This is a genomic window from Burkholderia sp. ZZQ-2, from assembly GCF_050768715.1.
Taxonomy (GTDB): Bacteria; Pseudomonadota; Gammaproteobacteria; order Burkholderiales; family Burkholderiaceae; genus Burkholderia; species Burkholderia cepacia.
This window is the reverse complement of record NZ_LDVA01000387.1, coordinates 1-21,150: the sequence shown is the minus strand read 5'-3', so window position 1 is coordinate 21,150 and position 21,150 is coordinate 1. Positions and strand designations below refer to the sequence as shown.

Here is a 21,150-nt window from a genome sequence, read left to right as displayed (position 1 = left end):
GCTTTCAAAGTGCAACTGCCACTGCTCCGCGGAGTGATGGGCGCTTCATCGGCCGGAGCGGTCACCCGCGTAGAGGAACTGACGAGACCGCGCTGGGCCAGTAACTGGGACGTTTGTTCTTAAATCCACTCAATCATCGGGACCGTAATGAACCACCAAATTGATCAATCTGGCTGAGCGCGATAGTGTGGGCTTCTATCACTGTGGGTAGTCGGGTCTTGATGGCTCACTTCAATGAGGGCCGTGAGGCTGAGTAGTTCCGTGCGCGTCGCCCTAATCGAGTAAGGACGCAAGTGATGGGGTTTTGACAATCCACCGAGCGTTCATCCACAGAGCAAGCAAGCCGGGACTCGGAGGGTGCTCTCCAATCGGGGGTAATGAAAGTGTCTCCAACAGATAGCCATCCAGAGCGGTTTCACTGCCCCTCTCGAAGCACGTCATCGCGATCTTCATCTCCACTCCACTTCGCCGACCAGTTTCAAACTCCGCGCGCAACAGTTTGGGTCGGAAGAAGCCGCCGACTAGCCCTGACTGCAATTTTTCTTTCGGCGCGATCACCAACACCGGATACCGCACACTTGCCCCAACGATTGAGGCGGCAGGGTTACTGCGACCTTCTTGCTGTTCGGCGCAGATATCGTGAAGGAAACGAAGAACCCTATAGTCAACATGATTCTCAGCGTCAAGTAGGCTCAGCGGTTTGGGGACTATGCAAATAATGCTGTTACCACCCGCTGTACCGTTTGACATGATGTACCCAGCCGGCAGGTTCGCCTCCAAGCCACCATCGAGCAACCGTCGGTCGCCAACTCGCAGCGATCTAAATAATCCCGGCAACGCAGCCGATGTCATCGCCGCGATACGTGCGTCCAAAGGGGGATGCTCGCCTTGCATCAGTTCTGCATGCCTGTTCCCTTTGGCGATCGAGAACGTAGCTAGTCTCCCCCAATCCCATGCCGGGGGTTGCTCGTTGACCGCCACATCCGCCATGCAGAAATAGCAATACCAGCTCGCACAGGTTTCGACACTTGGCAGCATCCGTGCTGCCCAGCGAATCGGGAAAACTCCAGGGATTCGGTCGATAAGGCGCAGCCGTGCGGTGAATCCCAAAATCGGTAGCAGCAGGAGAAGACACAAAAGCAGATGAAAATACCAGCGTCCAGCAACCGCGATCCAACCAGGGAACGCTAGCCAGCGGCTTGCTACAAGCGCAGCCGCCGTAAGAAACACCCCCCCCAAAAAGCAACTCGCGACAAGCGCAATTCGACGGGCGAACGCCAGCCAGTGGCTCAGCATGTGCGCCGCCACCTTGTCCGTGGGCGCAGTAGATGCCCATAGTGCATTAATCGCACCCGCACTGGTGCCGAACATCGCAGTAGGTTTAATCGCTCCGGACTCGATAAGCTCGGCGAGGACCCCCGCTTCCCAAGCCCCTTTCGCCCCTCCTCCCTGGATACAGATGCAGGACTGCCAGCGGTCTCCATTTATCGCCCCACGTGCCTCATGCTTCCAAAAATCACTCACTTTCTCGCACCCCGATTATTCTTTGTTGCGCAGCAAGCTACGACAGCTCTGCTGAAGCAAAGGGCAGATTGCCCGACGGTCCGGGAATTTTACATATTGCGGACGGACGTTGGCCGAAGACGCACCGGCCACCATCATGGTCGAAATGGCTGGTTGCGGGGCACAGCCGCCGGCCGAACGTCCACGCAGCCGTCCGATCAAACGTCGCTTCCTGGCCGAACGCGGCCGGCCGCCGCCCTGTGACGCACGACCGGCGCAGATCGACCCACAAGCGACCTTCGGACTTCTCCAAAGCAGCCTTTCGACGTCGCTATATGCATGCGTCCGACAAGATGCTGTGTCTCGGCCACGAAGCTTCCTTTGATAAATTCAGTCTGGCTGATCTCCGAGGATCTCAGGAACAAGCGAGTTGCTGGCAACGAATGCCGCTCACGGGATCTGCCTGCCCGGACCGTAGCGATGCGGTCAGGGAGCGGTCAGAGAGCGCGCATACCCTAAACCTCGCGTCATAGAAGGCAGGGCCAGCGTTAAGCGTGCGCAGCATCTCCGATAGAACAAAAGCAGATGACACAGCGCCGACGAACGGAACCGCGACTGACTTGCCTGCGACCAGAACGCGACCGCATTCGTCCGGCGCAAGCGCGCCGTAGCCCTGGTTCGCCTCCGCCCGGCGACGCGCCCGTTCTTCCCTTTCCCGGCGCGCCTGCGCGCTCTCAAGTGGCCACAAGTCAGCCGCAGGCCGCCGGTTCGGCCACGTATGCACAGCTACGGAATCGAAAGTTCCGACTTCGCCGCCCAAGCCCGAATCGAAGATCAACGGAAAGCCCGCTTGGGTTAACCACTGACGCGCCTCGTTGTCGTCGAATCCCGACAGCGCAATCACGGGCTCACGATCACTTCGACGATAATTCCCATCTACGAACCGCTCAATCAGCCGGGTATCGAATCCGCGCTTCATAAGCCATTCCGACACCACACGGGTCTTGGGGTGTCCGAGCGTGTCGCCATTCAATAGAGCGCCCGTTTCCAGATTCGGCGATTCGACCAGGTCGTCGTCGCATAGATAGATTCTTGAGCCTTTGGTGGTAGAAAGCGGCAGACATGCGAGTGCCCAAAGGTAGGCTTGTCCAAGGTGGCCCAACCCGAAGCAGGAAAGCTCCACCGGGGCTTCGTCAATGGCGCCCCCAATCGAGTCGGACGAATCATCCGGCAAGTCCGGTCGCCACAACGAAAATCCGATGGCGCGGCGTGCAGCCGCTACGCTAATACGCGCGAACGAAGCAAACACCTCGCCCACCGCCACGGCTGCAGCGGCAAGCGGTGCCAGCGCACACCATGGACGCTCAGGAAGCCGCGCGACCTGCGCCGCAGGCCCGACACTCACTTTCCAGCCATCAAAGGTAATGCGTAGGGAAAGCCTTCGCGGGTTCGCATCACCCAGCAGGATGTGAACCCGGTCGGGATCGACGCCTTCAAGGTGACGCTGCCCACCGAGTTCCTCCAGCGCGTTCCCCAGCGTCGACTGCAAGCTGACGCGCACGAGTGTCCGTGCCGCCCATACGCTGTCCGGCGCGATCACCTGCACCGGAGCAGCAAAGCACTTTACGGCGAGATTTACCACCGTAAGGAGCGCCACCTGCTTTGCATGGGAATTTGCAACGTCGGCGCCGACTACGATTTGCAATCGGCGAGCCGCACGTGCGATCCGGGATTCTTTCGGTGCGGTCCCGTCACGGTCAAGCCAGATTTTGTCGATACGGGACAAATTGCCTGGAAGCTCCGATATTTCGATCATTGCATCACCACAAGGAGAGACGCACGGGGGCATTCGCATTCCCTGCGTCGAAAGACTGCCACTGGCGCTTCCCGAGAAAGCGGTGAATGCCCACCCTCGAAAGCGACCACAACGACGTGTCGCCGAAGCTCGGCAGGATCAAGGCGACGTGCCCGGCGATCGGGATCATCGGGTTGGCTTTGTCTACCGAGCTCTGCCGGACATCCGGCGTCGGGTGCGTATGCACGTCAGCTAGCACATGCAGCCCGCGCCTGTTGCAGACTTCCCACAAAGAGGAGAAGCCCGTCCGATGGAACTCGACGATCCCGTGACTCAGCGCCTTGGGGTCCAGATCGTCATAGCAAATGAAATCGACGACCTGGCGCTTGGGGGCATTCTGCCGACCGAGGAGAAACGCTCCGGATTCCCGTCGGCCGCGGCTACGTGAAGCGAGCTGGCGCACCAGCCGACGCCACAGCATGAGCGGGATTTCGATCTGGTCGCTATTGGCCAAGATAGTCCTCGCAGTTGAGCCAACGATAGATGAGCGTGATGAAATCAGTCAGCTTCACGGTCGGATTCCATGCATCCTTCGTCCAGGGGTGTCCCGGAATCGCGAGCCGGTCGTAATGGTGATAGAAACCACGACCAGGCGCGGCCCATCCGGCGACCTTGAACACTGACGCAACGGTAGAACCGGATCGCCGTTCAGTTTCACCGGACTCAAGCGGACGTAATCGGCAACGCGTGAGTGCAAGATCAGCGCGCGAAAGCCACAGAGGCGCCCGTCTGGATGTGCTGTGAGTGCGCGCTCGAGCAGGCGATAAAGTTGTCGTCGCTTGACGCCCGTGCTCTGCTCGATCTCCTTGATCGGCGCGCCGCGCGCATACTGCTCGATCGCTGTCGTACGCGCCCGGATCGATTCCCGTTCGGCAGCATCGAACTCGGTCCACGCGACGGTCGGCCAGGTCGACGGATCCAGCGTTTGAAATTCCGCCTTGCGACGTGCCATCATGTCGCCTCGGTTGCGGCGAAGCGCGTCAGCAACGACAGCGGCTCGGTACGCAGGTCGACCGCGTCGACGTGCCCTGCATGCAAGAGCCCGAAAACCGCCGCACGGACCAGCGCCGGATCGCCGACCGAGAACTCGCGCTCGATCTCGAGCAAGGTATGCGGTATCGTCACGAAAATTTCGACTGCGCGTAGGAGCGAAGACGAGACCAACCCGCGCGCCGCGACCAGACAGGGCAGCATGTGCCGCCAATTATCGATCCAGGCGCGTGCGGCCGCGAGGTCGGTTGATGTCACCAAACGGATGGGTATGCCCTTGAGTTCGTCATCAGGGCGCGCAGCTGGTTGCGGCTTTTCCGCTAGCGAATCGGACAGGATGACCAACTCTTCGCGGTTGGCATAGCGGACCCAAAAATCGGCGAGGTAGCGCTGTCCGCTGAGCTGCGCGTAACCCGGCCGCTCGCAAAACGATTGGACCGCCGGATCCGCTTCGATCAGCAGCCACAGTTCAGGCGCGCCGCGTTGGAACAGCGTCAGTCGGCGATTGAGTTTGAGGCTGAAGGCGTCCAGCCGGGGTGCACCGCGCGGGCGCGGCGTCGTAACCGGCCGCATCGCGTGCCGGGAATCGTCCATAAGATCAGAGCCTTACGGTCGGGCTTCGAAGTCCATGACGGGAGTTGACAAATTTAATCCGGACATATGCGAATTGACGACATTATTTTGGTGAGACTGTCAATAAAGTCGTCAACTCAGGTGCCAGATGCCTTGAACCGTGGGGATTCTGGAGTGACAGAATTAATTTGCTCTACGGCAATCTAGCAACTATTTCGTTCCCTGCCACACGACTGAACTATCGACCGCATAAATCTTGCATCCCTGATGGTGTTGACCACAATGGTCTAGCGAGTACTTAACCGGATCCGGGCCGAGAGCCGAAAAGTCCCAGCCTCCATCGGGTGCGATGGTGAACACACGAGGTCGAGGAAGTTGAAGGAATTTTTGATATCCGGCTCTCCCGCTATCACTCACGTACGGAATCGCTGACGCATCGTCCAGCTTGGCAAAGTTGCTGGGCGGAGGAACTGGTGTCGGTCTAGTCCAAACTACAGTGTTGTCCACTGCATAGATGCGACAGCCAGGGCCACGTTGATTGCACAAGTTCATTGCATGCGCAATCGGATCGAATCCGCCATTCGTCGACGCTGCTCCATGCTGGCCGATCGCAAATGCCCGGGGCAACGGCCTTTCGAGAAACTTCTTGTAGTACGCTTGTCCAGCGATGCCGATGTACGGCAAGGCTCCCACATCGTAAATGGCAGCATAACCACTCGCTGGCGGAGTGGGGGTCGGCATGTACTCAGGGTTGACCTCCATATGAGGCATGCCTATCCGTGCGAGAAACGCATCGAGTTTCGGCACCCAGAGCGGAAGCGCTTTAGCCGACCCGAGCATGTTGTGCGCATCCTCGCCGAAAGCACCATACGCCACCAGCTCAGCAGATCCTCCCGCTGATACATAGCGCTCATACTCGGCATGCCACGTGTCTCTCGAAAACACCTTATCGTTGTCCCCGAAAAACCAGATCGACGGAAGTTTGCTATGCGCCCCGAGTTCTCCCGCTGCCTTGATCAACGATTGACTGGAGAAGAGACAATCCGATTCGTTCATGCCGCCAGCAAAGCTGACTAGCCCTCGCACGCCGGGCACATCCATCGTCCCGACCGCAAGCGTATTCCATCCCCCAAAGCTCTGCCCTGCGACGACGATCCTGGATCCGTCAATCGTCGGTTGAGTTTTCATGTAGTCGATAACTGCCTTGATATCTTGGGCATCCTCGATACCGGTTGCTGCATAATCGCAGCCGTGATGCACAAGATGCCCCTGAGAACCAGCGTAGCCCCGCATCATCGGCAGAACGACGGCATACCCTCTCGACAAGAAATAGTACGCAGAAAATGTCAGGTGATATCGAGGCTGATCCGGCGGCGGCACACTTCCATTTGCTCCGTGGTTCATCACGACCAACGGAAACGGACCGGGACCATCGGGTATGTCAAGCGTCGCTTGAAGCATGACTGAGTTACCGTCCGCACTTGGGATCTCGATCACTTTTTCATGGCTCAGCACCGCTTCAGGTGCCTTCAGGCTGTCCGCATCTTCTGCATGCGCCAGAGGCACATACGCGTACAGATAAGCGATTGCGATGAGCAAACACAATTTCCAGGTCTTGAACATTTTCAAGGTGCACCGAGGGGAGAGATAGACGACAGATCCAAACGTCCAAGCTTGGAGGCCAGATCGATCCGAGCGTTGTCCCAGTCTGTCAACGTTTGAATCCGACGCTCCTTCGCATTGGCGAGCATCGTCTGTGTATTGAGCAATTCGAGGATGTTACCAACGCCAACGTTGTAGCGGTGTTCGGCCGCGGTATAGGCTTGTTGAGCGATCGTCAACAAGGAACTGCTATGCGAAGCGCTTTCCGATGCCGCTTCCAGGGCGTAGTAGCTGTCCCAGACGTCCACCGCAACCTTGTTCCGAGTTTCTTCGAGAGCGTCTTGTTGCCGCTCGGCTTCTGCCCGGGCTTGGTCGATCTGATAGTTCCTTCCGAAGCCTTCGAATATCGGAATGGTTACCTGTATGCCGATATAGGCGTCGTGACCAGTCGATGGATAGGTCGGCAATCCAAGCCCCAAACTTTGTGGTTGGTTGTCTCGATTGTATTTCCCGACGAGATTGAGACTCGGCAGTCCTTGTGCTCGGGTTTGAACGATCTTCGCCATAGCCGCATCGTACTGCGCCTGTGCGGCCACGACACTGGGATGTGTACGCTTCACCTCGGCAATCAACCGTGCGAGAGTCTCGGTAAAAGTCTTGCCGGGGATCGCGGTATCCGTGACGGCGGGCACGTCCGTTACGGCGGACGGATCGTAGCCCATGTCTACAGCTAACGCGCCAATCGTCGACTGAGCGTCACTGCGCGCCTTGGCGAGATTCAGCAACGCCTGCTCATGCTGCGATTGCGCCTGTAATGCATCAGTAATGGGCGCCACCCCTTTGTCGACTTTGGCCTGCGCTACTGCAGCGCTTTGCCTCGTCATTACCTCGATTTCTCGAGCTGTATCGAGAGCCGCATGTGCTGCTTGCGCTGCGTAGTAATCCTTGGCGACCGTAGCAAACGTCGATTGCAACGTGGCGTTTTGTGTTGCTTGCGCGGCCTCCAGCAACGACGAGGCATTCTTCAGCGCCGCCTCTCGCCCTCCGAAGTCGTATAGGAGCCAATTGAGAGACACACCTTCAGAGCGAACGGTTGCCGAGTAATTTGAGCTGAGCGCCGGATGGTCGGTGATGTCGGTGACGGAACTGTCCCGAACACCTTGCCAGTTTACGGTGAGGGTCGGCAGGTACGCCGCTCTCGCTACGCCGACCACCGCCGCCTGAGCCTTGACGTCCGCCCACGCCTCTCGGGTTTTAGGATTGCGGCACAGAGCGCGTTCGACCGCATCCTCCAGTGCCAAAGGGTGGCTCAATGGACCGAATTCGCAGGTGCCGTTGGCCGGAACCATGTCGTCGGCCGCGCTGACAGGAATCGTTTGTTCAGCCCGTAACGGATCGAAGGCATGGACCGTAGGCGAGATGATGGATATCACGGCGGTTGCGGCGATCACCATCCACGTCGATGACTTAACGCTCATGCATGCTCTCCTGAGCGCCTTCGACAAGCGGGCCAAGCAGATATTGAGCGACGGTTTGCCTGCCCGTCTTGATCTCCGCCTTCACGGTCATGCCAGGCGTCAATGCGATCCACCGGTCGTCGATGCGCATGCGGTCCGATTTGAGGCGAATACGCACCGTGAAGGCGAGTCCCAGCTTCTTGTCCTGGACAGCATCGTTTGACAAATCGACCACCGTCCCTTCAAGCATGCCGTAGCGACTGTAGGGAAACGCATCGAGCTTGACCGCTGCCCGCTGCCCGACTTTCAGGAAACCCACGTCTTTGTTTTCGACAGTAGCCTCGACTTCAACTGCATCATCAGGAACGATTTCCATCAACGCCTGAGCGGTTGTGACGACGCCGCCCAGCGTGTGCGTAGCGAGTTGCTGAACCGTGCCGCTGACCGGGGAAGTCAAGCTGAGCAGAGCTTGACGAGTGTGGGCCTTGGTTTCGTCATTGGTGCTCTGCCTCAACTGTTCGGTAGCCTTCTCCAAATCATCGAGTTGTTCTCGGCGAAATTGAGAGACCGTCTGCGCAATGTCCGCTCGCTGCTCTGCTATGCCAGCCGTCAGTTCGTGTGCATGGCTGCGCTGTGCCGCTAGTTCGTGCTCCTGGTTCAATGCAGTCTGCTCCTTGTCGAGGTAGTCGTTCTTTGCGACATACTTGTCGGCAGACAGCGACCTATAGTCGTTCGCTTGTGAACGTGCCAGCGGTGCGGTAGCCGTCAGCTTGGCAATTTCCTGCCTGGTGCCGTCGAGTTCGGCTTCACGCTTCGTCAGTTCGCTTCGAGCTGCATTCAGCTTGTCTTCATATTCACGATATGAGCCATCAACAAGATGTTGTGCCTCTTCCTGACGTTCAGGAGCGGCACCGTCGATCTTGGCGACCTCCGGCTCTCTACCCACTTGCAGGGCCGTCAACAGCGCTTGCGATCGAGCGGCAGCGAACGCCGCATCCAGCTTGGACGATTTCGCCTTATCTTCATCTGCTGCCGCTTGTGTCGTGTCGAGCTTCACGAGGAGATCTCCGGCCTTGATTCGCTGACCATCCTGAACAGCTATCTCCCTGACCACGCCCGTAATCGCCGGCTGAATGATTTTCACCTTTGCGTTTGGAACGAGCTTCCCGCTCGCCGTTGCGACAATGTCGAGTTTTGCAAAGCAGGCAATCAAAACAACCGCTGCAGCAAGCAGCATGATCAATCGGGCAGTCCAGCGAGGCGCTGGGTGCACGGGTGTTTCGACCAGCTCAAGATGAGCGGGCTGGAAGGCAAGCTCATATTCAAGCTTGGCAGGACCATCGAGCTGATGGCGGATTTTCCATGCCGCCGCCCAAACGGATCGATATCGGCGCAAGAGATCAAGAAATGCATGTAAACGAATCGACATTGTCATCACCCTGCCTGAAGAGACAGCAAGTTGGCGTAGTAACCACCAGTCGACTGCAATATCTCGTGCGTGCCGCGTTCGACGATGTGTCCTTTGTCCATCGCAACGATCTGGTCAGCAAGTCGAACCGTGCTAAGGCGGTGGGCAATAATGATCACCGTGCGCCCCGCACAAATTGCTCGCATGTTGTTCTGGATGACCCGCTCAGTCTCGAAATCGAGCGCACTGGTCGCCTCGTCGAAAATAAGGATGCGAGGATTGGTCAACAGTGCACGGGCGATGGCGATGCGCTGTCGTTGCCCACCGGACAGGTTGTTGCCGTGTTCTTCCACGAGCGTGTCGTAGGCTTGCGGGAGTTCGCAAATGAACTCGTGAGCCCCTGCCAATTTGGCAGCGTGCATGATGGCTGCCATCGGCGCACCGGGGTCCGCCAAAGCGATGTTGTCTCGGAGCGATCGGTTGAACAGATAATTTTCCTGGAGCACGACACCGATGTGCCGGCGAAGCCACGCAGGATCAGCGAGCGCCAGGTCGACGCCATCGATACGCACGGTCCCGTGTTCGGGCACGTAGAGACGTTGTAGAAGCTTGGTTAGTGTGCTTTTGCCGGATCCCGATCGGCCGACGATGCCTATGACCTGACCCGCTCGTATGTCCAGCGACACATCGTCCAAGACTGGCTGACCGTCCGGACGGTACCGGAAACGCACGCGCTCGAATCGGATATCGCCCTTGATCGCAGGCATCGATTGACTGCTCTGGCGTAACTCGGTGCGGGTATTTAGGATGTCTCCCAAACGGCTCATGGAAATTCCGACTTGCTGGAAATCCTGCCAGAGCTGAGCGAGTCGCAAGACAGGTGCAGCAACACGCTGCGACATCATGTTGAACGCAATCAGTTCGCCGATCGTCAGCTTGCCGTCGATCACGAGCTTGGCGCCCAACAGGAGCGTTCCCAACGAGACGAGTTTGCCGATGTACTGAATCAGTTGTTGGCCAACGTTGCCGAGCTGCGTCACACGAAATCCGGATGCGACATATGCGGCCAATTGCATTTCCCATTTCTTGGCGAACTGGGGCTCGACAGACATCGACTTGACTGTTTCGACACCCGATACGGTTTCGACGAGGAACGATTGATTGTCAGCACCTCGTGCGAATTTTTCGTTAAGTCGGCGACGCAAGACCGGAACGATGGAAGCGGACACGCCAGCGTAGATCGGCAGGGAGAGCACGACCACAATTGTGAGCCATACACTGTAGAAGCACATGACGGCGATGAACACGATCGAGAAGAACAGATCAATGACGGCTGTCAGTGCCTGGCCCGTCATGAAGTTTCGGATACTTTCGAGCTCACGAACACGGGCGATCGTGTCTCCAACACGGCGTACACCGAAGTACGCCAGAGGCAAAGCGATCAGGTGTTTGAAGAGTCGTGCGCCGAGCTCGACATCGATCCGGTTCGTGGTATGCGAGAAGATGTAGTTTCTCAGACCGGTCAACGCGACTTCGAACGTTGAACTGAGAAACAGTGTGATCCCGACGACGGCCAGCGTATTGTAGGTGTGATTGACGAGTACCTTGTCCATGATCACCTGGAACATCAATGGTGTCACGAGACCGAATATCTGCAAGACAAAGGAGATCGCCAGCACCTCCAGCAGCAATCTTCGGTACTTAACGACAGCCGGGATGAACCATGAGAAATCGAACTTCGCCAGTTCGCCCGTGAGGGACGCTCGGGAGGTGAAAAGGAGCATGCTTCCCGTCGAGCGATGGGTTATCTCCTCCAACGAATGGAGCGTAGGTTGGGTTGCATTAGCTTCGAACGTAAGCACTGACAGTCCGTCACGACGTGCAATGATGAAGTGCTGGCCGTCTTTGTCGAGGCATAGCGCCGGCAGTGGCGACTTATCTAGTCGATCGATCCGTAGCGGCACAAGGCGAGCCTTCAAACCGATCGAGCGAGCACACAAGATCAATGTGTCGGCATCGAACGGTTGGTCGCCTTGAGCCGCAGCGTGGCGAAGTTGAGCGACATCTGTAGCGATACCGTGGAATCGTGCAATGGTGACCAGGCAACTCAATGCCGAGTCAATCGGAGCGTGTGAAAATTCTTCGTTTTTTTCGGGGGCGTTCACTTGCCGTGCCTCTATCAATTGCTGCAATGTCGCTTCTACGACGCCCTGATCGGATCCGGTCGAGAACCCGTATCGAACTTCGACTGGCGTACCCGGCGATGTTCGAAATGACTCAACAGAATGCCCAAGCTCTCCGCAACCGTATATACGCTTGTAGGAATGTGCAAGGTTGGAGAGACGGGTTTCTCATACGGCGCTGTCACGCCCGTGAAGTCCGGAAGCAAACCAGATAGAGCGCGTTGATACAAACCCTTGGGATCTCGCTTCATACATGTCTCTATCGGTGCATCGACAAACACTTCTAGAAATCGATCGACGCCGATAATTTGTCGAGCCATTTCTCTATCTTCTTGATATGGCGATACAAGTGCAACTATCGCAGTAAAGTCGGCCTCGATTAGAATTTTTGAAATATCGGCGGCTCTGCGTATATTTTCGGCTCGATCTTCACGACTGTATGTGAGATCACAATTCAAACCGGCTCGCAATTCGTCGCCGTCCAGCACGAGTGCCGAAATCTGCATTGATCTTAGAGATTGTGAAAAATCTCGAGCGAGCGTAGTTTTTCCCGCTCCCGGCAGTCCGGTAAGCCAATAGCAAACAGAGTTGGCAGTGTACTTATCCGCATTAGAGGCAAGATCTAATGGCATTGCATCCAATCGTTCACTTCGATACTCAGTCATAACAATGTGACTTGTCGCGTATTGAGTTCTGGTTTTTCCCAGAAGCTCGTTCCAGCATATTTTACGAAAAGATCTGGCGGGATACATGGCTTCCGAGATTGGTACTCGACCTTGCTCCTCACTTTGTGTAACCCGGGCATGCCAAGATGAGCATCGTAGTCCGGCTCGTCATAGACTACATTTTCGAAGTCGTGATCGAACCAAGGCTCGCCAATTTCACGATAGATCGATCTCAGGATTTTCTCGGGTTCCCGAACCAATCGATCGTAAGAAACGAGAATAAGGCGCTTTGCCTCTACGCCAAACCATGCCTCACGGAGCGTACTCCAGGGATACCCGATCAAGCCGCGTTCCGTCTCCATCAAGGATTCTGCACGCGCATACACGGAACTACCTGGCTGAAAATTAAACATCCTCGATAGTTGGAGTGGATTTTTGGCCAACATTGCTTCCACACTATCGATAATCCATCCGATTTCCCGGACACAGCAGATAATGCGCGCCTGAGGATACAAGGCGGCGAGCAACGATGCTCGGCCAGTCCATGTTCGATTGGTATCAAAAACAACCTGGTCGCCGGTGACGCTGGGATAGTAAGAGTCGAATATTCCTCGCAGAATATTCGTTCGTCTGTCGTCGTCGAAAAATGTACTGAACTCTCCACCGCACATCTTACCGTGAACCGCTCCACAAAGCATGGCGACGGGACTTGTCATAGCAGCGGAAAAGAGGGGATTCTGACGCAGTAAAGCGCAGAGCAACGTCGACCCCGAGCGCGGCAGCCCCGAAATTAAATGCAACTTTGTGATCATTGGATATCTTGTATTTTGGTTCTAGATATCAAGTTCCGCAGGCGACAGAACATCGTCGCCCGCAGACGTGAGGTAGCGGTACCCTGGCTAGTGAGCTCCGGCTAGCAATTGAACATGCTGCGATGTCTGTTCTGTTGAAGCGATCGAAGTGCTGGTCACCGAAGAGGAAGGAGCATGCCCCGCCATCGCTTGAATCAACGCTGCGGTTTGTGCCGAGGATCCGTACAGGGCCTGGACGGCGTTGATATCGGTCTGGTCGAGAGACCGGTTAGACGAAGTTAGGTCGTAGTTCATGATTGAGCTCGAATCTGCATTGTCTGCCAGTCCCAGTGCGTGGCCGATTTCGTGCAACGCGGTCTGATAGAAGGTTGCGTCCGTCCCTGTGTAGATTTGGTCGCTGACCGAACCATTGGCAAGCGCATCCTGCGTCGGGGATTCGAGTTCAATCTTTACCCCCGAGGCAATGACACCCTGAGACGCCTTAAATGTCGTATAGCCGACCTCGCCGGTACTGGCCGTGTTCAGGTCAGCCCAGTCGATCGAAATATCGGCCGAAGCGTTGCTCGACACCTCCTGGAACTTGAGTCCGGAGGCTGCTGCCCATGTCGCAAAGGCTTGCTCGACCTCTTTCTCGTACTGTCCGTCTTGCGAGCCATTGGCGCTGTCGAAGTTCCAGGTGATCGTGGTGGCGTCCCATCGAGCGCCTTCGAGCACGTTAGGACCGGAACCAGCAGAGGTGGCAGCGTCTCGAGACATTTCACCTGCTTGGGCGAACCCGCTCTTGGCAGCATTAGCGGCAGCGGCATTCCCTTGATTCTGGTCGTACTGTGCGATGGCGGTTACATCGCTGGCCAGCTTGCTTTGCACGGTACTTCGATCACCCGAAAAACCATAGCCGCCGAAGTAACCGCCGTAACCGCCGCCACTAAAAGGATCCGAGCTCGTTTGATCGACGTAGTCGACTCCACTCCAGCCGGCACCAGTATCGTCAGTGCCATCTACTATATCTCCAGTATCTGTTCCGGAGAAGTTAACAGTGTCATTATTGCCATCGACATGATCATATTGACCAGAAATGTCAATAGTACTTCCACCGCCAACATATGAAAGCGTGTCGTTACTTCCATTAACGATGGTAGTACTATTTTCCCCGTCCGTGACCGTGTCACCTGAACCGTTCACGGTAATGGAGTCGCTGTCTTTGCCGTAAATCGTGCTACCTGATCCATCGATAGCATCGCCTTGTCCTTGAACACTGACTGCACTACCACTTCCCAGAGAGGCCAACGTGTCGTTGCTGCCGTTAATAACCGTCGAGCTGTTCGCTCCGTCCGTGACCGTGTCACCTGAACCGTTCACGGTGATGGAGTCGCTGTCTTTGCCGTAAATCGTGCTACCTGATCCATCGATAGTATCGCCTTGTCCTTGAACACTGACTGCACTACCACTTCCCAGAGAGGCCAACGTATCGTTGCTGCCGTTAATAACCGTCGAGCTGTTCGCTCCGTCCGTGACCGTGTCACCTGAACCGTTCACGGTAATGGAGTCGCTGTCTTTGCCGTAAATCGTGCTACCTGATCCGTCGATAGCATCGCCTTGTCCTTGAACACTGACTGCACTACCACTTCCCAGAGAGGCCAACGTATCGTTGCTGCCGTTAATAACCGTCGAGCTGTTCGTTCCATTCGCAATAAAATCATTCGATCCGTTCACCGTGAACGTATCGTTGCCCTGACCGTTAATCGCAGCGTTCGAGCCGTTGACTGTGCCCCCTGAATTTGCCTCGAACGTCACTGTCGATGCAGCGCCGGTTGCCGACAAGTTCACGCTGTAACCGACGCCGGTAAGCTGGAAAGTATCGCCAGCTTGGGCGTTGATTACGTGGCCGCCATTGAGGATCGTCGTGTCGTAGTCTGCTCCGTTCACGTCGATCGTATTGGCGTTGGTGGTTAAAGTGACACCAGATGCGCTCACATCAACTGGAGTGCTGACGTTCGTAACAGTTTCGACCTCTGAGCCGTTACTTGAGAACTGCTGCGTTGATACTACAGCGCCGGTGCCATCCGTCATCGTTGCCGAATAGCTGCCATCCGAATTATGTACGTAAGAAATGTTCGATATGACATTCCCGTTCTCGTCCTTGTATAGTGCCGAACTAACTTGACTCCCAGCGAAAGTCATTATTTCAGAATTGCCCGAAGCAAATGAAATTGTGGCCGAAGACAAATTTCCATTCGAATAATTAACCACCAATCCATTGTCTGGATCGGGGGGATTGGTTTTGATTCCATCAAGACTGGCGCGGCCGTATTCATCCTGGAGGGCACCAGGACTTGCTTGGTAAAACTCAGGATAACTCTGTCCACTGACGGCCGGGAAAGTCCCCATCACACTGGAAGCCGCCTGAGTCAGCGCAGAAAAAGCGTCTGCCGAGGAAGCATTTTGTAAGTTTTGACTACTCCAAGCACTATCAAGTGCTTGCTGAATTCGACCGTTTGCGTATCCAGACCCATCGCCATCAATAGTAAAAGCACTTCCGGTCGCCGCCTTGATTTGTTGCTGGACTTGATAACTATAAGCAGCCGACATATTTTCAGTTGCCATACCTACAACTGCGGCTGCATTTCCATAATTTTGATCACCTGGATTTAAGTTCGCAATAGAATTATATAAGCTTTGACCAGTAGTGAAATTTGCATACTTCCCCATTTCCCAGGTAAGAGCGGAGACGTAGTCGGCCGGGCTGGTATCTTGCGGATTAGAAATCTTCAATCCAAGAAGAATTTGCACCTGATTGTTAGGATTAACAATCGTTTCCTTTCCATTGGAAAATGGATTATTCAAATAATTCGCCGGCAAATATGCTCCGATCGGCGCAACGGTTCCTGCCGCAATGTCCGAATCATATTTATTAATCGATCCCACCAGTATCGAACTACTATTTATCATGTTCAAAACGGCCTGAGAGGGAGGATTTCCACCCCAAATCGCCTCAGTTCCATTGATTTGACTCATTTGCAAACCCCTTAAAAATTTTGCTGAAAAAGTATCGTTTCAGTGCACTTTGATGCCATGTTATTCAGGGAGGACAGGAACCAGACATTTACTCCACCCTTTCCGAGATAGCGATATGCAAATCCCGATGGCACATATTCTGAGCTCTTGCTCGACGATTGGAAGTTTTGCACAATGTCTGACTGTGTAATGCAAATCTTCGTCGTATCAATGGAAATTTTTGCGGAAACCGCTTCAATCCGATTGTCATTGCCCAGTTTCTCAACATAGTTTGCAGAACAAGGCAGTCTCCCATTTTTACTCGAATCCAAAAACCATGGCACATCATGGTAAATAAATTGCCGAATAGTCACCGGTCGCTCTGGAGGCGATGCCACTCCACATCGTTCGAAAGAAAATGGAGCAATGATCACTTGCCCACTTTCCATCTTCATGCCGATAATTCGAGAAAAGAGAGATTGATTGGAAAGATCTGCTTGATCAGCCACCTCATGGATTCGAGACAGGGGCGATCTTTCGTCGGCTAAATTTTGACTTCGAGCATCTTGTTGAAACCCGAATATCACAAGCATCACCCCGAAGATTGAAAGGGAAATTTTTATTTGGCTGTATTTCATATTATTCAATAATTTCTGATGATCTTATATAAATTTTCGGAAATTAACGCTTTTAAGCAAGCATCTACACCAACCAAGAATTTAGCGACATTGATTCACGGGAGCGCAATCAGTTTCAATTGCAAAATGAGCCTAAAAATTTCCTCATCAGCTCCGCACTGAGCTCGGAGCCCGTGAATTCATTCTCAACTTCCGCAGGATTCGTCCCGCAGATCAATTTTCAACACCACACCAGAAACAATCACTACTACATTATTGCCAATCGAAGCATTATCAACGACACCAAATATCCTCAAGCGCTACACCATCCATTAATCGAAAGTGAGCGGAACGCCGAATTTTCTACTGATTGATCCGATCAATTTATCAGCAGGCGCCGCCAGCAGCAACGCCTCATACGAAACATCCCGTAACGTTTACGTTACATAATATTTCATTTTGCCTTTCGTTAGAAAAATAGGTGGTATTTGAAAGACATGGTCACGACGTTTAAACCGATTAATTCCTGGTAGTTTTCTATGTTTAAGAATTCGTGATTTTCGAGATACATCGGAATAGAAGGTTATTTGTAATTATTGGACTCGAAGGCAACCTTTGTAATTCAACGGCTCCGGAGGTTGCTGTAGGAGTTCACAATCAATGCTAGCCGTGCTCAACAGAGCGCTAGCAATGTTCACTAATACTGCTAGCGTAGTGTTTTGCTCAACCTAAGCGGTGGGCATCGATAACGTGATATCGCCCGCAGCGCGGCGTCGAAATTCGGAGCTCTGGCGAAAATCGATTGCGGAACAGTCTCGAGCAGGCTGTGGTGCACCCGACAGTAGTCGGCTGACGGATCGAGCCACTCCCTCTTCCACCGTGATGCAGTCTGCCCCCGGTCGCCCTACCCGGCTGCCTTGGCTCTAATGTGCTGGCGACCGGATCTGCGAGGAAACGTCGACGCAGGCGATATACGGTGGTGCAGTGAGCGCCTAATAGCTGTGCTGCTCGTTCAGCCTGCTGCCGGGAAAGCACGCCGTTGCCAAGCAGTCGAAGCACGGACGCAATCTTCGCTGCTCGAGCGGCCCGCTCTTCGATCGAAGCCATATGGATCCCTATCAATCCACGCGACACGTGCAACGTGCTAGCAACGTTAGTGAACATTGGCCAAGTTTCTGTTGCAGAAACGCAACGGCCAAGCAGCCGCCAGAAAGCTTCAAAAAGTCCCTGTTCGCCGAGGCTTCTTTGAGAATTTCCGCTAGCAACGTTTCTGAACACGGCTAGCGCTAATAATGAACGCCTACAGCAGGCGTCATTTGTACCGCCTCCGCGGCGCCGAGAAGCCAGCTAGCTCAAGCTTTCTCGCCGGAGCAGTATAAGGACCTTCCGGTCGAGCAGCGGCAAACCTACGTTGCTGGAGCACTCGATACCGTCCGCTTTTTCGCGCCAACCCCGGAGTTCAACGAACTCTACAACACCTGTCTGTCCGGTAGGACCGTTGCACAGGTGACATCGGTAGTCGACGCTCGCGCGAGCCATCCCGAGCCGATAGATCAAGGTCTTATGCCATTAATCGTGAATAACTCGCTTGCAGCGGATTGCAATCGCCGCGGATTCAAGCAATAGCCGCGGGCCGGTCGTCAGCGAGATTCCGCGACCGTCGACTGCCGCACGCGGACCGCGGCAAGCCCAGACTTGGCATCGAGGACGGCGACAGCGGCCGCGTGCCCTTACGGACGAATGCCCTACGGGTCGCCCAGCATTCAATTTGTGACACCCGAATGCTGGACTGCTCCGTACAGTGCGAACCGGGCCGGACTTTACTCCCGGTTCCCGCCTCTACCCTCCGCACGCAAACTTTCATTCAAAACGTATCGCTCGGTTTTGTTCCAGCCACTGCAGTCGTCTGTCGACTTCGAGCCGGGGAGATATCGCGACGAGCTTATCGAGTATCGTTGCCAATTCCGTTGAACGGCCGCTGGCCCCCGGACCCAGTAGGATCCAAAGGAACTGCAAACAGGCATGGGCTCCAGTGCCTTCCATCGAGGACTCCTCAAGCTGCGATACTGCGTAACCACCGCCATCCAGTGGCGTTAGAAAATGGCGGATACTCAAGAATGCTTCTTCGAACACCGCTCCGGTGCCGACGCACAGCGCGGCAAGGTCGCTCGAAACTGACGCTCGCTTAAACCGCGCCTCGCGTGGCCAGACCGCATGAAAGATCGGACCGACAAAAGCGCGCCAGGTGCGCTCCGGCGAGTGCCCAATCTGCGCAACATAGATTCGCATGCACTGCGCGGCGCCGGCGAGAACGGTATGCGACGCACTGTATAGGAGGCGGCGAACCTCTTCCGTGGAAATAGGCGGCTTCCCGGTGCCCGGACTCATCCGCCAGCTAACCAGAGGATGCAGAAACCTGGAAGCAACGTGCACGGCGGAATGTCCGGTGGTCGTACCTGCCTCGATCGCCGCCTTGAACAGCGGGCGCTTGTAGGCCCGCGTCGCGGCGAACGACAGCGGGGCGCCACCCAGCAGCACCGATCGTAGCGCAATACCCTCGCTGTCATCACGGGACAGTCGTTCCCTGAGCGGTCCCAACGCAAGCCTCCAATCCGTATGTAGGATAAAGCCCGCGTTGTATGCGCACGCACCACGTCCGAACCATCCGGCCGCTGTGTCGGACCCGATTACCACCGCGAGCCGTTGACGGTCATCCCCGGCAATTGCACCATTCGCGTTGCGGTGGTCGAACCTGAGTAGCAGAAGCTCCGCGAGTCGTCCTGACGCACGATTGATCAGCCGGTCGTAAAACCTACCGGCGTCGTCTTCCGCAAGGGGTTCCTCGTGTTGTTCGCAGAGTCTCCACAATCGGTCCCACCACTGGCCCGCGCAGTATCGTTCCGAAACCTTTGTATATGCCCTGAGCAAATAGCTCAGCGCGGACAACAGGGGAGCTACAAAGTCATCTTCAGCGGCGCAAAGGCGATCAAATGCCCGGCGAACAAGGCCCATTGTGTCCGGCTTCACCTCGGTTCTCACCACCGTTAGCGTCGTGAGCGCCTCCAAAAAATCGTTCCAGAGGTCGAGGTTCTCGTTCGAGAGTGCCGCTGCATTCAGGAGCTCAAACGCCGCGGCCGGTTGTGCTGCGCAGTACGTGGACCAACTCAATCTGGACGAAAAGTCGCGATCGTTACGTAACGTCCGCGCGACGCGAAGTCTGTCATCGGGCTCGGCGTCGATCAGCGGAGCCGGGTCACCCTGTACTGAATGCACTCCGGTTGAATAGCTTCCAAATAGATCGGCTTCCTCATAATCGCCGGTGATGAAAGGGTAACGTAACGCGATAGCGTCCAGTTCTGCGAGCCCCTCAGCTGGCAACGCGCCAGCAAGCCGGATCGCGGTTAGCATCAGCCAAACCCGGTAGTCTTTCGCCTGCGGACGCCAGTCGGCACCCTCGACCGGGTAGTCCTGATAAAGTGAGGGCGACTCCCTGAGAATACGCGAGACAATCTTCGCGACCGCCCCTTCTTGGGCTTCGCCGAGTCGTTCTCGCATTGCCAAAACCAGTTCCCGGTTGATATACCAGAAAGCCTTCTCCGGCAGTTCGAGAATCCCGGAAGCCGCTTCATCGGCAGTGAAAAGCGGTGTGAGCCTTAGCGCGTTGACCCACATTCGCAGACCTAGGAGGCCGGGCATACGCTTCCATGATTGCGCCAGCGAGCGAGCGTATTCCGGATCCACCGGTGTGAGTCTCGCGATGAGCGCCGAGAGTACGACGCACAAATGGACGCATCCGTCGTGATACTGGTTCTGGTCGTGCGCCTCGACGGCTGGCACATTCCCATCCAGTGCATCCCATTCGGAATTGACGATATCCAGCTCAACTGCGGCGGCGATAACATCTGACAGCGCGCCATTGCATAGCTCGGCTAGCCTGTGCTCGCGCCCCTTTACCTGAAGTACTGCGCTCACAACTCTGTCCATGTCGGACGGATCGTCGAGGGAAAGCGACACGGTAACAATATCGCGAAGCACCTTTGGCGCCTGCTGTAGAAGTTCACAATCAATGCTAGCCGCGCCCAAAGGAGTGCTAGCAATGTTCACTAATACTGCTAGCGCAATGTTTTGCTCAGCCTGAGCGGTGGGCATCGATAACGTGATATCGCCCGCAGCGCGGCGTCGAAATTCGGAGCTCTGGCAAAAATCGATTGTGGAACAGTCTCGAGCAGGCTGTGGTGCACCCGGCAGTAGTCGGCTGACGGATCGAGCCACTCCCTCTTCCACCGTGATGCAGTGACATCGGCGTCGTTCAGAACACTCAAGCACAAGATCAGTTGCAGGATACGCAAGGTGGTGCTAATTCAGGAGCCATTCGTGCTCGGCCTCGTCGCTGACGCGTTCGAAGGCGGCGTCCAGTCTGCCCCCGGTCGCCCTACCCGGCTGCCTTGGCTCTAATGTGCTGGCGACCGGATCTGCGAGGAAACGTCGACG

At 55.6% G+C, this 21,150-nt stretch carries 13 protein-coding genes and 1 pseudogene; all 14 read right to left on the bottom strand.

Annotated elements, in window-relative coordinates:
• Positions 1-273: 273 nt before the first annotated feature.
• Complete coding sequence (locus ABY44_RS40405; protein ID WP_080982014.1) at positions 274-1,524, bottom strand: patatin-like phospholipase family protein; 1,251 nt, start codon at positions 1,522-1,524, stop codon at positions 274-276.
• A 394-nt stretch (positions 1,525-1,918) separates the two neighbouring features.
• Complete coding sequence (locus tag ABY44_RS40400) at positions 1,919-3,319, bottom strand: hypothetical protein (protein WP_175804056.1); 1,401 nt, start codon at positions 3,317-3,319, stop codon at positions 1,919-1,921.
• 4 nt (positions 3,320-3,323) lie between these two features.
• Positions 3,324-3,812 carry a Mov34/MPN/PAD-1 family protein gene (locus ABY44_RS40395; protein WP_054928399.1) on the bottom strand — a complete coding sequence of 163 codons (489 nt, stop codon included), beginning with the start codon at positions 3,810-3,812 and terminating at the stop codon, positions 3,324-3,326.
• 186 nt (positions 3,813-3,998) lie between these two features.
• Positions 3,999-4,313: pseudogene (locus ABY44_RS40390) on the bottom strand (hypothetical protein); the annotation flags it as partial.
• Entirely contained in the window at positions 4,310-4,942 is a 633-nt protein-coding gene (locus tag ABY44_RS40385) for a hypothetical protein (RefSeq protein ID WP_054928400.1), read from the bottom strand. The gene ABY44_RS40385 and the pseudogene ABY44_RS40390, both read right to left, overlap by 4 nt.
• Before the next feature lie 189 nt (positions 4,943-5,131).
• Positions 5,132-6,544, bottom strand: coding sequence for an alpha/beta hydrolase family protein (locus ABY44_RS40380; protein ID WP_124919383.1), 1,413 nt, complete (start codon positions 6,542-6,544; stop codon positions 5,132-5,134).
• A 2-nt stretch (positions 6,545-6,546) separates the two neighbouring features.
• Positions 6,547-8,001: a TolC family protein gene (locus tag ABY44_RS40375; protein WP_226129878.1), complete on the bottom strand. Its 1,455-nt coding sequence runs from the start codon at positions 7,999-8,001 to the stop codon at positions 6,547-6,549.
• Entirely contained in the window at positions 7,991-9,409 is a 1,419-nt protein-coding gene (locus ABY44_RS40370) for an HlyD family type I secretion periplasmic adaptor subunit (protein WP_124919392.1), read from the bottom strand. Before ABY44_RS40370 ends, ABY44_RS40375 begins: the two co-directional genes overlap by 11 nt.
• A 5-nt stretch (positions 9,410-9,414) precedes the next feature.
• Positions 9,415-11,553: a type I secretion system permease/ATPase gene (locus ABY44_RS40365; protein ID WP_279607991.1), complete on the bottom strand. Its 2,139-nt coding sequence runs from the start codon at positions 11,551-11,553 to the stop codon at positions 9,415-9,417.
• 35 nt (positions 11,554-11,588) lie between these two features.
• Positions 11,589-12,203: an adenylyl-sulfate kinase gene (gene cysC, locus ABY44_RS40360; RefSeq protein ID WP_200094990.1), complete on the bottom strand. Its 615-nt coding sequence runs from the start codon at positions 12,201-12,203 to the stop codon at positions 11,589-11,591.
• A gap of 29 nt (positions 12,204-12,232) precedes the next feature.
• Positions 12,233-13,048 (bottom strand): sulfotransferase family protein, encoded by an 816-nt coding sequence (locus ABY44_RS40355; protein ID WP_124919381.1) that lies wholly within the window; start codon positions 13,046-13,048, stop codon positions 12,233-12,235.
• An 87-nt stretch (positions 13,049-13,135) separates the two neighbouring features.
• Complete coding sequence (locus ABY44_RS40350) at positions 13,136-16,063, bottom strand: matrixin family metalloprotease (protein WP_124919380.1); 2,928 nt, start codon at positions 16,061-16,063, stop codon at positions 13,136-13,138.
• An 11-nt stretch (positions 16,064-16,074) separates the two neighbouring features.
• Positions 16,075-16,680 (bottom strand): hypothetical protein, encoded by a 606-nt coding sequence (locus tag ABY44_RS40345; protein WP_124919379.1) that lies wholly within the window; start codon positions 16,678-16,680, stop codon positions 16,075-16,077.
• 1,839 nt (positions 16,681-18,519) lie between these two features.
• On the bottom strand, positions 18,520-20,808 hold the full coding sequence (locus tag ABY44_RS40340; RefSeq protein ID WP_431643643.1) for a hypothetical protein: 2,289 nt from the start codon (positions 20,806-20,808) through the stop codon (positions 18,520-18,522).
• Positions 20,809-21,150 lie beyond the last annotated feature (342 nt).

Excerpts from the sequence above, each read along its gene's own strand:
- ABY44_RS40400 (WP_175804056.1), bottom strand. The coding sequence starts at position 3,319 with ATGATCGAAATATCGGAGCTTCCAGGCAATTTGTCCCGTATCGACAAA.
- ABY44_RS40385 (WP_054928400.1), bottom strand. The coding sequence starts at position 4,942 with ATGGACGATTCCCGGCACGCGATGCGGCCGGTTACGACGCCGCGCCCG.
- ABY44_RS40380 (WP_124919383.1), bottom strand. The coding sequence starts at position 6,544 with ATGTTCAAGACCTGGAAATTGTGTTTGCTCATCGCAATCGCTTATCTG.
- ABY44_RS40375 (WP_226129878.1), bottom strand. The coding sequence starts at position 8,001 with ATGAGCGTTAAGTCATCGACGTGGATGGTGATCGCCGCAACCGCCGTG.
- ABY44_RS40370 (WP_124919392.1), bottom strand. The coding sequence starts at position 9,409 with ATGTCGATTCGTTTACATGCATTTCTTGATCTCTTGCGCCGATATCGA.
- cysC (WP_200094990.1), bottom strand. The coding sequence starts at position 12,203 with ATGCCATTAGATCTTGCCTCTAATGCGGATAAGTACACTGCCAACTCT.
- ABY44_RS40355 (WP_124919381.1), bottom strand. The coding sequence starts at position 13,048 with ATGATCACAAAGTTGCATTTAATTTCGGGGCTGCCGCGCTCGGGGTCG.
- ABY44_RS40350 (WP_124919380.1), bottom strand. The coding sequence starts at position 16,063 with ATGAGTCAAATCAATGGAACTGAGGCGATTTGGGGTGGAAATCCTCCC.
- ABY44_RS40345 (WP_124919379.1), bottom strand. The coding sequence starts at position 16,680 with ATGAAATACAGCCAAATAAAAATTTCCCTTTCAATCTTCGGGGTGATG.
- ABY44_RS40340 (WP_431643643.1), bottom strand. The coding sequence starts at position 20,808 with ATGCCCACCGCTCAGGCTGAGCAAAACATTGCGCTAGCAGTATTAGTG.